This window comes from Hyphococcus flavus (assembly GCF_028748065.1).
GTDB lineage: Bacteria > Pseudomonadota > Alphaproteobacteria > Caulobacterales > Parvularculaceae > Hyphococcus > Hyphococcus flavus.
Genome location: NZ_CP118166.1, coordinates 1632968 through 1646327, shown reverse-complemented (window position 1 = coordinate 1646327; position 13360 = coordinate 1632968). Strand labels below are relative to the sequence as shown.

General features: G+C 57.5%; 15 protein-coding genes. 6 read left to right on the top strand and 9 right to left on the bottom strand.

The window, feature by feature from the left end; translation table 11 throughout:
• Positions 1–739 precede the first annotated feature (739 nt).
• The gene (locus PUV54_RS08015; protein WP_274495105.1) at positions 740–1396 is read left to right on the top strand and encodes a hypothetical protein; all 657 of its coding nucleotides are present in this window, start codon (positions 740–742) and stop codon (positions 1394–1396) included.
• Positions 1397–1425: 29 nt separating this feature from the next.
• Here the strand turns inward: PUV54_RS08015 and PUV54_RS08010 are convergent, their stop codons facing one another.
• Entirely contained in the window at positions 1426–2508 is a 1083-nt protein-coding gene (locus PUV54_RS08010; RefSeq protein ID WP_274495104.1) for a 2'-deoxycytidine 5'-triphosphate deaminase, read from the bottom strand.
• A gap of 171 nt (positions 2509–2679) precedes the next feature.
• Between PUV54_RS08010 and apaG the strand changes: the two genes are divergently transcribed.
• Positions 2680–3099 carry a Co2+/Mg2+ efflux protein ApaG gene (apaG, locus tag PUV54_RS08005; RefSeq protein ID WP_420797948.1) on the top strand — a complete coding sequence of 140 codons (420 nt, stop codon included), beginning with the start codon at positions 2680–2682 and terminating at the stop codon, positions 3097–3099.
• A gap of 50 nt (positions 3100–3149) precedes the next feature.
• Positions 3150–4625, top strand: a complete 1476-nt coding sequence (locus PUV54_RS08000; protein WP_274495102.1) for a TrkH family potassium uptake protein — start codon at positions 3150–3152, stop codon at positions 4623–4625.
• Between the two features lie 2 nt (positions 4626–4627).
• Here PUV54_RS08000 and ypfJ read toward each other — a convergent pair whose 3' ends face one another.
• Positions 4628–5506 (bottom strand): KPN_02809 family neutral zinc metallopeptidase, encoded by an 879-nt coding sequence (ypfJ, locus tag PUV54_RS07995; RefSeq protein ID WP_476625150.1) that lies wholly within the window; start codon positions 5504–5506, stop codon positions 4628–4630.
• 201 nt (positions 5507–5707) lie between these two features.
• Here ypfJ and PUV54_RS07990 point away from each other — a divergent pair, with 201 nt between their 5' ends.
• A complete protein-coding gene (locus tag PUV54_RS07990; RefSeq protein WP_274495100.1) occupies positions 5708–7051 on the top strand; it encodes a hypothetical protein in 1344 nt (447 codons plus the stop codon).
• Between the two features lie 3 nt (positions 7052–7054).
• Here the strand turns inward: PUV54_RS07990 and PUV54_RS07985 are convergent, their stop codons facing one another.
• The 4 genes from PUV54_RS07985 to PUV54_RS07970 all read right to left on the bottom strand — a co-directional run bounded on the left by PUV54_RS07985 (position 7055) and on the right by PUV54_RS07970 (position 9672).
• Positions 7055–7480 (bottom strand): thermonuclease family protein, encoded by a 426-nt coding sequence (locus tag PUV54_RS07985; RefSeq protein ID WP_274495099.1) that lies wholly within the window; start codon positions 7478–7480, stop codon positions 7055–7057.
• Positions 7481–7539: 59 nt separating this feature from the next.
• Positions 7540–8352 carry an ABC transporter permease gene (locus PUV54_RS07980; protein ID WP_274495098.1) on the bottom strand — a complete coding sequence of 271 codons (813 nt, stop codon included), beginning with the start codon at positions 8350–8352 and terminating at the stop codon, positions 7540–7542.
• Positions 8353–8363: 11 nt separating this feature from the next.
• Positions 8364–9299, bottom strand: coding sequence for an ABC transporter ATP-binding protein (locus tag PUV54_RS07975; protein WP_274495097.1), 936 nt, complete (start codon positions 9297–9299; stop codon positions 8364–8366).
• 169 nt (positions 9300–9468) lie between these two features.
• Positions 9469–9672 (bottom strand): DUF1674 domain-containing protein, encoded by a 204-nt coding sequence (locus PUV54_RS07970; RefSeq protein ID WP_274495096.1) that lies wholly within the window; start codon positions 9670–9672, stop codon positions 9469–9471.
• 69 nt (positions 9673–9741) lie between these two features.
• Between PUV54_RS07970 and htpX the strand changes: the two genes are divergently transcribed.
• Positions 9742–10656, top strand: a complete 915-nt coding sequence (gene htpX, locus PUV54_RS07965) for a zinc metalloprotease HtpX (protein WP_274495095.1) — start codon at positions 9742–9744, stop codon at positions 10654–10656.
• Positions 10657–10723: 67 nt separating this feature from the next.
• Positions 10724–11215: an ankyrin repeat domain-containing protein gene (locus PUV54_RS07960; protein ID WP_274495094.1), complete on the top strand. Its 492-nt coding sequence runs from the start codon at positions 10724–10726 to the stop codon at positions 11213–11215.
• Between the two features lie 27 nt (positions 11216–11242).
• Here the strand turns inward: PUV54_RS07960 and PUV54_RS07955 are convergent, their stop codons facing one another.
• The 3 genes from PUV54_RS07955 to PUV54_RS07945 are packed head-to-tail and all read right to left on the bottom strand — an operon-like array spanning position 11243 to position 13315.
• A complete protein-coding gene (locus tag PUV54_RS07955; protein WP_274495093.1) occupies positions 11243–11779 on the bottom strand; it encodes a methylated-DNA--[protein]-cysteine S-methyltransferase in 537 nt (178 codons plus the stop codon).
• Between the two features lie 48 nt (positions 11780–11827).
• The gene (locus PUV54_RS07950) at positions 11828–12268 is read right to left on the bottom strand and encodes a hypothetical protein (RefSeq protein WP_274495092.1); all 441 of its coding nucleotides are present in this window, start codon (positions 12266–12268) and stop codon (positions 11828–11830) included.
• Positions 12269–12277: 9 nt separating this feature from the next.
• Complete coding sequence (locus PUV54_RS07945; RefSeq protein WP_274495091.1) at positions 12278–13315, bottom strand: glycosyltransferase family 2 protein; 1038 nt, start codon at positions 13313–13315, stop codon at positions 12278–12280.
• Positions 13316–13360: the final 45 nt, after the last annotated feature.

Below are 13360 nucleotides of genomic sequence, written 5' to 3'. Positions count from 1 at the left end.
CGTAAGGCGCAAGTCTTAAAAAGATGACGCGGATCTGAAGGACGCGACGTTGCGGACATGGCGAAACGCAAATGCCGGCAGCCACGACCCGAGTAGCGCGCCCAAAAGGTCTAGCGATTGATGGTGGATACGGTAACGGGTTCATCAAACGGTTGCACTGGAACGCATTCAAATTCTCACTGGATTGGGGTGTGCTCCGGATTTTCCGCGAAAGCGGGAAGAAAGGGCGTCGCTTAAGCGGCGCCCTTTTTCTTTGTGCTGTTCTGTTTTCACGCGCCGGGCGTTCCCGAGCCGGATTTTCTTGCGCAAATTTTGTTTGGCGCGCGCCCGTCCCCGCTTGTCGTTTTGGCCTGACGCAAGGACTGCAGCCGATTGTTGTACAAAACACCGCCAAAAAATTTGTACACCTTTTCGGCAAAGCGCCGCGCCGTTGCGCCGGCATTGTCATTTCCGGTTCGCCTGCAAACGCCTTGCGCGTTTTCGACGGCGCCAACATGGCGGTTATGGCAAGATATATTTCCATGCGCGCATCATAAGGCCGCTGCGAAACCGGGGGATAACCGTCCACCAAAAGCGGGATTCCGGCCGATTTTCATCACATAGGATGTAAAATCGAAAGCCGCTTTCGCCTTAGGCGTGCAGCTCAAATCGCAGGCTTTTGACGAAACTGCGTACGAAAGCTGCCTATAATTGTGTTAGATTATGTCTTTGAATTTGGTGCTATAATACGGGGTGAGGTATGTTTTATAGATTGAGAATAGCCATTTGCACCGTAGGCATCTTGTTGGCGGCAGGCTGTTCTACAGTTCAAACACAACCAGCTCCAGCCCTAACCAACTCTCGTGTAGAAATAACTTTGCCGCACAATCGAGTTAATATTTTGGAGGGTGAAAAGACTACCGCCATTATTCCATATACATCTGATATAGCAGAACCGGGCGATCAAAAATTTTCAGACTTGAAGCTTCAGATTCTTCAAACACCCTCAGGTCACTATGTGCCAGAAGATTTTAACGCCGCAGTATCTGAATTGAGAAAGATGTTGCCGGATGAATATTTGAAATTTTTGCTAGCGGACTATGGTTACGTTGCTTCAGCTGATGACGCTTATCGGCATCGTGACTTTACTTATGAATTCGACGACAGGATTCTAGATTTATCGAAATTCTTACACATACATTGGAATTTGTATGGCCGAGACACTCAACTGGCTCGGGAGATAGACTGTCTGGGAAATTTTGAATTCGACTTGACGCCCTTGTATTTAGCACTTGCTAGGCAAGAAGCGTTCACGACAGACGGTCAGACTCTGGCTGAGATGGGTGAAGCTTTTATACTTCTAAATACGCTGTTGTTTAATTGTTTGGAAAAACACGCTGATCTACATCCGCAATAGGCGGTAACAAGCTCTTACAAAGCATAAATTTACCGAAAATGCTTCGAGAGCTTGAGGCCCTGGCCCTGGTAATTCGATTTAAGATCGCCCCCGTAAAGCCTTGCCGGGCGCGCCGCCATTTTCTCATAGACGAGCCGGGCCACAAGCTGACCGTCTTCGAGGACAAACGGCGCATCGTGGCTGCGCACCTCCAATACCCCGCGCGATCCGTTGACGCCCTGTTCCGACCAGCCGAAGCCGGGATCGAAGAATCCAGCGTAATGCACGCGAAATTCGCCCAGCCCGGGACTGATCGGCGTCATCTCGGCAGCGTAATCCGGCGGCACGGCCAACGCTTCTTTTGACGCGAGGATATAAAACTCATCCGGATCAAGAATGATAAAGCCGGTTTTCGGCGGCGCAATCGGTTCGAAATATTCATTCGGGTCAAGGGCGCCGACTTTATCGACATCGATCAACGCCGAATGACGGCGCGCGCGCCAGCCGATCATGCCGTCATCACCGGCCAGTGAAACGGAAAGTCCGAGCCCGCCGGAAATATTTGCGGGACCATCGACCAGCGGCGCCGACGCATGCAACGCCTCGAGCGCTTCGTCATCCAATCGGCATGAGCCCGCTTTCAATCGCAACTGGTTGAGGCTTGAGCCGCGCCGCGCGAGAATGGAAAACGTCCGTGGACTGATCTCTGCGTAAAGCGGCCCGTCATAACCGGCCGGAATTTCATCGAACGCCGCGCCATAGTCTGTCACCAGCCGCACAAAAACATCGATACGGCCAGTTGAGCTTTTCGGGTTGGCGGCGCCTTTCACATGTTCGGGTAACGCAAGACGCTCATTCAGCTCGACGAGGTAGACGCAGCCGCGTTCAAAAACGGCGCCGGCGCCCAGGTCCATTTGCTGCATGGCGAGCCCGTCATCGAGGCGGGCGGCTACCGTCCGCAAGCGCGACGGCAAAAACGATGCGCGCACGCGCCACGCCCGCGCGCCGAGCGTCAAGTCGAGGCTCGCCGGCTGTAGGCGGGTCGCGTCGGCGCCTTTCAGCCCGCCTGATTTCATCAGCGCGGCGATTGCCTCCATTGGCAACACGCCATCGTTGTAATTTTCGTGTCGCATCCGTTTCGTTTGCCTTCGGCTCGCGCCAATGGCAAGTGGCCTTTGCGTGCAGCATCGCGATGCTTTTCCCCGGGCGCTTGAATTTTTGGCGAACGCTGGCGTTCTCTCGCGATGCAGATTAGATTGTCGCCGAAAGCGGGGTTCCAAGTGATTGAGTTGCAGGGCGGCGCCATGGCCGGGGATGAACGTAAAGGCCAAACCTATGAAAGCGTGACGCGCGGCATCCGCGTCAGCGTCAGTCCGCATTACCTTGAAGACCAGTCGGACCCGGATGAACCACGCTATGTGTGGGCATACACGGTTCGTATCAACAACGAATCAAACACGGCGGTGCAACTGCGCACGCGGTATTGGCGCATCACCGATTCGCGCGGACAGACCGATGTTGTCGCTGGTGACGGCGTTGTCGGCGAGCAGCCGGTGATTCGTCCCGGGGAAGGCTTTGAATATACTTCCGGCGCGCCGCTTGCGACGCCGTCGGGCCTGATGGTCGGCGCTTACGGCATGGAAGCCAATGACGGCGAGCTGTTCGACGTCGATATTCCGGCGTTCTCCCTCGACAGTCCGCATGAATTGCGTCAAGTCCACTAATACTGCACGCACTTAACGGCTCCTCGCAGCTTTAATGGCCGGCTGACACCATGCTGAATCTTCGCCCCGTCTTTCTGGTTACGGGCGCGCTTGTGGCCGCGCTGGGCGTGACCATGCTGCTCCCGATGCTGACGGATCTTCTGTCTCAGGATGCGGTTCACCGCGCGGACTGGTCGTCATTTGCGATCGGCGCCACGGCGGCGATTTTTATGGGCGGCGGCGCGGCGGCGGCGAGCTGGGGCCGGATTGATTCCATCGGCATCCGTGAAGGCTTTTTACTGACCGGCGCAAGCTGGACAGCACTTGTTGTTTTCGCCGCTATTCCACTCGCACTCGGCGGGCTGGATATCGGTTATGTGGACGCTTTTTTCGAAGCCATGTCTGGATTGACCACCACCGGCTCCACGATCGTCACAAACCTGGATGATGCACCGCCCGGCGCGCTTTTATGGCGCTCCATGCTGCAATGGTTCGGCGGCGTCGGCATCATCATCATGGCGTTCGCGGTTCTGCCGATCCTGAAGGTCGGCGGCATGCAGATCTTCAAGAGCGAGGCGTGGGACACGTCGGAAAAATTCATGGCCAACGCCACGAATTATTCGATCGCCCTGTCGCTGATCTATCTTTTCTTCACCGCACTTTGCTTCGTCATGTTGTGGGGTTTCGGCATGCCCGCCTGGCACGCGCTGAACCATGCCATGACAACCGTGGCCACGGGCGGTTTTTCAACACGCGACGCATCGCTTGGCGCGTTCCTGACGGTCGGGCGCGCGCCGCTTGATCTTGTGGTCACTGTGTTCATGATTATCGGGTCGCTGCCGTTCGGGATTTTTCTCGTAGCGATCCTGCGCGGCGCATGGAAGCGGCTTTTCACCGACAGTCAGATCCGGTTTTTCATCACCATCGTCACAGTGTTGACAGTGCTGATGATGTTTCGCGTTTTGAACATATTCGACGATATTGATCCGTTTACGGCCTTTCGGCTGGCGATCTTTAATGTCGTATCGATCATGACCGGCACGGGCTACGCCACGACCGACTACAATGCATGGGGCCCGTTCGCGGTCGGCTTTTTCTTTTGCATCATGTTTATCGGCGGCTGCGCCGGGTCGACCTCCTGCGGTATGAAAGTGTTCCGGTTTCAGGTGGCGCTGGCGGCGCTCGTCGTTTACGCCAAACGTCTCGCGCATCCGAACGGAGTTTTTGTGGCGCGGTATAATCAGCGGCCATTGACCGATGACGTTTTTGTTTCGGTGTTGAGTTTTTTCTTTGTTTATTTCGCAACGTTTGCGAGCCTTGCTGTCGTGCTCGCCGGGCTAGGCCTCGACACGCTGACGGCGATTTCATCAGCAGGCACGGCGATCGCGAATGTTGGGCCGGGGCTTGGCCCTATTGTCGGACCCTCGGGGAATTTCGCCAGCCTGCCTGACGCCGCGAAACTCGCCATGAGCGCCGGCATGCTGCTCGGCCGGCTCGAATTTTTCACGATCCTGGTGATCCTCTCGCCCGCCTTCTGGCGGGGGTGAGTTTAGAGCACACTCACATTAAACGTATCGCAAGCTGCGACGTCGCCCGTGCGGTAACCGTTGGTGAACCAGCGCTGGCGCTGGGCGGAGGTGCCGTGGGTGAAGCTTTCGGGCGTGACGCGGCGGCCGGCGTTTCGTTGCAGCGTATCGTCGCCGATGGCTTCAGCGGCGGCGAGGCCCTCTTCAATATCGCCGTCATCGAGCAGGTTTGATGTACGGTCCGCATAGTGCGCCCAGACGCCTGCATAGCAATCGGCTTGCAGCTCCATCCTCACCTGCAAAGCGTTCGATTCCCCCTCGCCTTGCGCGCGTTGTTGCGCGGAACGTACCTGGTTCGAGATGCCTGTCACCGTCTGAACATGATGGCCGACCTCGTGAGCGATGACGTAAGCGGCGGCGAAGTCGCCCGGCGCGCCGAAGCGCTGCGCTAGCTCCTGAAAAAAGCTGGCGTCAAGGTAGAGCTTTTGATCCGCCGGGCAGTAAAACGGACCAACGGCGGCGGAAGCATATCCGCATGCGGACGATACGCTGCCGGAAAACATCACCAGCGTCGGTTCCGGATAGTCGCCGCCAGCCTCAGCAAAGAGCTGCGACCACACGTCTTCCGTCTCCGCAAGGATAACGCGAACAAATTGAGAGGTCTCATCATCAACCGGCTCGGCGACTTGTTGCGTGCCCGTCTGCCCCTGAAGAAGCGCTAGCGGATTGACGCCCGCCATGTAGAGCCCGCCCCCGATCAGCACGAGGAGAATGATCCCGCGAATGCCGAAGCGGCCGATGATGAACCGCAAAAGCATGAGGATGATCCCAGCACCGCCAGCGGCCGCCGCACCACGCCGATCCTCCACATTGCGGCTCTGCCGCCGTCCGCGCCATTTCACCATTTTCCCCGCCTTTCGCGTCCCTAGAGCCCGCATTAACCAATCCGGAGCGCCAGATAAGCCGGATAATCGCCGGTTTGTCGAGCTTTTAAGCCATTTTCGGCAGCTCGGCGCTGCTTGACTCAACCGGGCCGCCATAGGATTTTGGCATAGAGGTTGGTTGCGTGATAATCAGGCTCAGGGGATTTTGGGGGTCTGGCTATGCATCATTCCGGTTATGCAACGAGGGTTGCCGCAGCGCTGTTTACAGCCGCGCTGTTGGGCGCCGCGATTGCGTGGCCGAAAGCCGGGTCCAAGCTCGTCGAGGGCGCGGCTGATTTCGCCGCCAAGGCTGACGGCGCGCCCATGGCGGCCCGCGCCTGCGCCATCGGCGAGCCGGCGCTTGCCGGACCGTTCGCGCCGGTCGCTGATGTCCTTTCCGTCTCACCGCTCGGCGGCGTCACCGCGCCCGGCGAAACGTTGCCCGCCCCTTACATCCGCATCAACACCCGCTCAGGCGAAAAAGCTTTTGAGCGCATCGAAACGACGGCGCTTGCGCCGGCGCGCGCCGACATCGTCGCTATTGAACGCCATGTGGAACGCGACCCTTACGGCCGCGCCGAGGGGCTTTCATGGACAGTGCATTTCAGATCGTGTGAGAACATCTCGTTTTATTATGACCGAATTGACGACATCGATGTTGGATTGCTGGAGCGCGCCGGCGGCTTGCGCGCGTTTTCGGAGTTCGGTTCGCCCGATCACATGGCGCTGGAAACACGCGTACGTGTTAAAACCGGCGACGTCATCGGTACAAGCGACGGCTTTGATGTTGGCCTGCATGACCTTGGCGCAAAACCGGCGACGCTCGCCCGGCCCGAACGATACCGTACGAACTCTTTCGCGCGCGCGGCGGTGTTTGACGCCAGCCCGAGCCTGATGGCGCTGATTACGCCGGAAACGACCAAAGCGCGCTGCGCCCTTGATTATCTGCCCAAGGAACAACAAGACGCTTGGGCCGCAAAGCTGGGCGATGCATGGGGCATCAGAAAAGCCAAGGGCGACAACACCTGCCGCACTGCGCTGGTGGACACGCCGGACGCCGCGCAAGGCGCATGGTTTACTGACGCAGCCCATAACGCAGCAACGACGAAGGTCAGCGCGATCGCCCTTTCATCGGATGCGATCGACCCAGACCGGCTGATCTTTGCCCTGCATGGGCGCCTGCCCTCACTGAAACCGGCAATGATCGCCAGCGCGAGCGGCAAACCGGGACGCGCAGCACCGACTGGCGCGGTTGAAGATTTTCTCTCCTTCGAGAAAGGCGAAGGCCGCATCAACACGCCATTCGCCGACGTGACCGATTATGAGATGCATTGCTATCAGCGGCTGCGCACGAATTTCATCGGTCCGCTGATCAATGGCGTCGTTCTGTTGCAGCGCCAGCAAAGCAGTGACAATGGCGGGCCTGATATCTTGAAAATCGAAGCGCGCGGCGATGTCACGTCATGCGTTGACCTTGACGAACCGTGGTCGTTTACCGGGAATGAAACAACTTTCTATCGATAGCGGCTAACACCAGTTTCCTTTCCCTCCCGATGATGCAAGCCCGGCGCTCACGAGCGCCGCGCCTAAATCTCCCCCTGCTGCATTGATATTCGCCACGACGCGCCCGGCGTATTTGCCTTGTTCAATGTCCGTTAGTTCAGCCTCGCCGTTTTTCAGGAAATCTTCCGCGAAAACTTTCGCTTCGAGCGCCAGCGTGCGTTCCGCATCACATCGCGGGCGAAACAGCTCCGGCGCATCGATGCCGGCGACGCGAACCGCAACAGTGATTTCCTGATCGAGCCAGATGGCGACACGCATTTTAATCGTATCGCCATCAATGACCCGCTCCACCGACCCCAGCGCATGCCCGTCAAATGCGGGACCGGAAAAACCGGCGCTATGCACAGGGGTGGCCCCCATGAACAACAATATCAGTAGCGTACGAAACATACGCACGCATAAGTAGCATTAATTTTGAATTATAACAATATAGTTGTATTTCTATATTGTTATTTTATTTGCATTCTACTCATATCGATCAGCATCAGTAACATCGCGCCGAACCCGCCCACGAGCCCCAGGGACAGCGCCATGGTCACTTTTTCCGGCATAAAGCCAAGCGTATTGAACGGCATCAGCCATGGGAAATAGATCCCGTATTGCGAGGTCTGGGCGAAGATCGCGATAAACCCGCCGCCAACGCCAAGCGCCATGGGGATGAGAAAATTGCGGAACTTCAACGCCGCCCAAAGCTGCACGGCGATCAACAGGAACGCCGACAGATAGATATAGGCAAGCCGTTCGGCGACCGCCCATTTCCAGTTCTTGGCGAGCAGCACCATGTCCATCTCGCCGCCGAACATTTCGTCGTCATCGGTCATCATGGTTTCGGCAAGACCGATCAACGGCGCCGGATCGATCAATTTGTTTTCAGGATTAAGCTGGCCCGCCAGCCACCCGCCAAAGGCAAGCAGCGCGCCGGTGAGCACACTCATGAACGCGATCAACCCGAGCGTCACCACCGCCTTTGCCGCAAACACGCGCCATTTCGGAACGGGGAGCGCCAGCAAATGCGCCCAGGTTTTCGGACCGTGTTCGAGTTGCGCCACAAGCGTTGCGATAATCGTTGCGGTGAGCGGCAACATGAATGTCGCCCAGGCAGTGAACCCGGCAAAGAAATAAAACGGCCACGCTCTTAAGTTCGCGCCGCTCGCCTGCAGCGCAAAAAACAACAGCGCCACAAGGCCCGGCCCGGCAAGCGTGACGATCATGATTTTCGATCGCTTCAGTTTGAGGAGTTCGACATAGATGGAATTAAACATTTTCTCTCTCCTCAAGCCGCGTCGGAGCGGATTGTCGGCTTGGCGCCCACAAGCTGCAGGAACAGCTCTTCCAGCGTCCATGGCGCAATCGCCAAATGATGTATGTCAAAACCGGCGCCGACGAGATGGCGGTTGATTTCCGCCGCTTCGCGCTCCGCCTCGTCAGCGCTGGCGAGTTCCAGCACCAGCCGGCCACCACGCGTTTGCGTTTGTTTTCCGCTGCCGGACAAAAGCGACGCCGCCCCGCCCGGATCGGAGCATGCAAGCTCCAGCCTTGGCGCATGCAGCCCGCGCAGCTCCTTCATATCGCCCTGAAACACAATCTGACCGAGATTGATGACCGCCACATGGGAAGCCATCTGTTCGATTTCAGCAAGGTGATGGGACGAAACGAAAACGGTTGCGCCTGTGCGTTCAGGCAGCGTCTTGATAAACTCACGCATCTCGCGAATGCCGACGGGATCGAGCCCGTTGGTGGGTTCATCAAAAATCAACAGCTTCGGCCGCCCCAACAGTGCGCGCGCCAGGCCCAGACGGTGACGCATGCCGAGGGAGTATTTCCGCACGAGGCGATTTTCGACATATTTAAGTTCGACGGTTTCGAGGACGCGATCGATTTCCGATTTATCGAGATTGAGCAATCGCCGCGTGATGTCGAGATTTTCGCGGCCTGTAAGATGCTCGTAATGGGCGGGCGTTTCGAATGCGACGCCTACGGACTTTAGCGCCTTCGTACGGCGGCTTTTGAGGTTCTCACCAAACAGCGCAATGCGCCCGCGATTAGGGCGCAGCAGGCCGAGCAGCAAGCGGATCGTCGTCGTCTTGCCGGCGCCATTGGGACCGAGAAAGCCGAATATCGCGCCTTCGGGCACGGATAAATCGACGCCGTCCACTGCGTTGACGCCGCGAAACCGCTTACGCAGGTTTTCTGTTTCAATTGCAGTCATAGGCCCCCGCCCTCTCCGCGCTTTCACGCGAAGCCTCCTTTTCTCTCATGAATTTATCACGTCCGGCTTATGGGCGCCGGTTCAGGGGAAAGGTAAGGGTCGCGTGGCCGCGCCCGCAAGGTTTATTCGCTCATTGGAAGCGCTGGCGCGGTAAATCGCTCGATGCGGTTTAAAAATCGACGGCGCGTCCGTTCCGTTCCCAGTCGCCATAGCGGGTGGGCTCTTCGCCTTTCGGGCCGTTGATTTCCTTCGGCCCATCGGCGGCTTTTTGCGCCTTGCGGCGTTCCTCGGCCTCAGCGAGCGCGCGCCGCGCCGCAGCGGGCAGCTCTTGCAGCCGCTCTTCCTCGCCCGGATTTTCCTTGGCGTCAGTCATATTGAAGCACTCCTCTTGAAGCATCATATAAGGTCTCGTCTTTCGCGGATAAAGGACTTGGAAGAAACGATGAACACGCTTCGCACCGGCATGCTGCTCGCCGCTCTGACGGCGCTTTTCATGGGGGTCGGCTTCATGATCGGCGGTACTGGCGGGATGGCGCTTGCTTTTCTGTTCGCGGCGGGCACGAACGCCTGGGCCTACTGGAATTCCGACAAGATGGTGCTGAAAATGTACCGCGCCGAGGAAGTGGACGAAAACCACGCCTCAGGCGCTGTCCGGCGTTATGCGAAGATGACCAAGGATCTTGCGGTAAACGCACAGATCCCCGAGCCGAAAATCTATATCATCGATAATGCCCAGCCGAACGCTTTCGCCACCGGCCGCAATCCGGAAAACGCCGCCGTCGCGGCGACCACCGGCCTGTTGCGCATTCTCGATGATAAAGAACTCGCCGGCGTCATGGCGCATGAACTGGCGCATGTGAAAAACCGCGACACGCTGACCATGACCATCACCGCGACCATCGCCGGCGCGATCACCATGCTGGCGAATTTCGCGCTGTTTTTCGGAGGCAACCGCAACAATGCCGGCGGCATTATCGGCGCCATTGCAATCATGATCCTCGCGCCCATGGCGGCGGCGCTGGTGCAGATGGCGATCAGCCGCGGCCGCGAATATGAGGCCGACCGCATGGGCGCCGAAATCTGCGGCCATCCTGAATGGCTTGCGTCAGCGCTTGCGAAAATTTCTCAAGGCGCAGCGCAAATTCCCAACGAGACGGCTGAGCGTCACCCGGAAACCGGGCAACTGATGATCATCAATCCGTTGTCGGGCAAGGGCCGCGACAATCTCTTTTCTACGCACCCGGCGACGCAGAACCGCATAGACCGGCTGATGGACATGCACGGCGGCGGACGCGTTCGCCTCGACCCGGACGGCCCGTCGCCGTTTGAGGGCGCGCGGAAGGGGCCGTGGGGGTAGATTCTGCTTAAGCAGGCATCCAACTATTAACTTCCGTAAATGCAGTTTTTGCAATATAGACTAAGCCGTGGGCGAAATTCATACAGCTGCGTATAACGGTTGGGCAGATGAAGTTAGCCTGCTGCTCAACAGTGGAGTTAGCGCCCAGAGTCCTGACGAAAAAGGGTTTACGCCTCTGCATTGGGCCGCAATGCGCGCCAGCGTAACAGATCAGACAGAGGTTATAAGCAGTTTAATAGCTGCCGGTGCTGACCCTGATGCCTTAAGCGCTGAGGGATATTCCACGCCTTTAGTCTTTGCGGTTGAGAGCGGTAATATTGGTGCGGTTAAATTATTGATCACTCTGGGAGCAAAAACCGACTTAACTGTTGATAACGTAACGGCACTGATGATTGCCGCTCGTAACGGCAACAAGGAGATTGTCAAACTGTTAGTTGGATTTGGTGCTGAAGTGAGTAAAAAATGCGAATCCTTCACTGCAGCTGATTACGCATTTCATGGCGGACACAACGAGATTGCCGAATTTCTAATTGGCAAAGCAAAGTCGGAACAGCCTTAAAGGTTAAGCTGAGCGAAAATCAACATCTCAATCAAACAGCTCCGGCTCTAAAGCGCCTTCGATTTTTAGCAGCCTGCGCTTTAAATCCGCGCCGCCGGGCGCCGAAAATCCCGTCATGGCGCCGACGGCGCCGACCACGCGATGACACGGCACGACAATGGGAAACGGATTACGCCCCAGCGCTTGTCCCACGCGCCGCGAATACCCGACATCGCCCAGCGCCCGCGCAAGATCGCCATAAGTCTTCAACGCGCCCGGACCGATCCGCTTCGTCAGTTCAATAACGGAGCGTTCGAACGGCTCGATCCCGTCCGTGTCGAGCGCCGCATAGGAAAGGTCGCGTTTGGCGCCTTCGAACAGCGCGATAATATCTTCGATCAGCCGCGCGATCTCGGGCGGCGCATCCTGGACCGGGACAGCGTCTGGCGCGCGCTTGATCAAATGCTGGATTGTCGCCGCATCGCTTTCATGGGCAAAACTGGCGGCGCGCAAACCCGCCGGACCCCATGCCAGGCCGCACCGGCCGAGCGGCGTATCGAACAGAATATATTCGTAGTGAGCCATGCCGGATTAATAGCATGGATTCGCGGCGCCCGCCGCCCGGTTCTTGCTTTAATCAGCCGCCGGAACCTGTCCCCATGTGCGGCGGATATGCAGCAAAACCGTATTATCGCGGAGATAGCGGGCCTCGCATATTTGTCGATGCCGCGCACGGGGGGTGGGACACGCTACGGACATGTTTGTATTTATCTGCGCGCGTTTTTCAGGCGCGCCGGCGCGCTCCAGTTCTTTGTTCAGCGCATCGCTCCAGTACGCTGCTTCTTGCGGCAGGCAGACGCTGTAATGGTCAAACCATTTGTCGAAACAGATGGAGTCAAAGGATGCATAACACTGCGCCGCCGTTTGCAGGTCGCCCCTGTTATCAAGCACGCATTGCCTGACGACGGAAAGATCGGGCTGCGGCAGCTTAAACTGGCCCTGCGCCAGCGACGTTGAGCCGCTGGCGCCGAGCACGCCCCCCAAAACTAAAAAGCTTATCACGGACTTTTTCAATTGATCCCCCTAGCGCAGCCCGCCGCCGAAAACCTGCGGCAGGGACTTCAGCTCCTCACGAATTTTTTCGACCGGAATGCGTTTCTTTTGTACTGGCGCCTGATCCATGGCGTATTCGATCTTGCGCACGCGCTCCAATGTCAGCTCAAGAAGCTGACGATTGTAGGCGACAAGATCAGCAATCAGCGCAAACATCGCAGAGATAGCGCCCATGAGCATCAATACGGCGCCGATAATCAGCGACTGGATCATGCCCGCGCCATCGCCCATGAAGTAATGAAGGAGAAACCGCCCGACTGGAATGGCGCCGAGCGCCATGAGCACAAGCCCGGCGAGGGCGAAAATCTTCAGCGGTTCATACATGGCGTAAGCGCGCAGCATCGTGCGGCCCGTGCGCGTCAGAAATTGCGGAATGGACCGGAACAACCGCGAAGGGCGTTCAACCTTGTTAGTGCGTATGGGAACGGATGCAATACGCAAACGGCGCCGCCCGGCCTGTATCAGCGTCTCTGTCGTATAAGAAAAGCTCGACCGTACGGTCATGCCCATGGCCGCCTCGCGCGACAGGGCGCGAAAACCGCTGACAGCGTCTGCAATCTCGGCGTTGGCGAGCTGACTGACAAGCGCGCTGCCGGCCCGCTGCAGCTTTTTCTTTAGCGGCGAAAAGTGCGCTATCTTTTCTGTTTGACGATCGCCAACCACAACATCAGCGCGCCCACTAAGTATGGGCCTCACCAGCGCTGTCACATCGGCGCCGTTATACTGATTATCGCCATCCGTATTGACGATAATATCTGCGCCGCGCCGGAGGCATGCGTCCAGCCCGCGCTGAAAACTTTGCGCCAGACCGCGATTGACGCCACTGGAAATCACATGATGGGCGCCGGCCGCTTTTGCCGCCGCTGCGGTGTCATCGGTTGACCCGTCATCAATGATCAGGATTTCAATCTCATCAATCCCGTCGATCGCCTTTGGCAAATCGTCGATCGTCCCGGCAATGGTTTCCGATTCGTTAAGGCAGGGAATCTGGATGATGAGCTTTGTCATGGTCTCGCGCTTTCAGGCCCATCTAAACCAAACAGGGAAAACAGA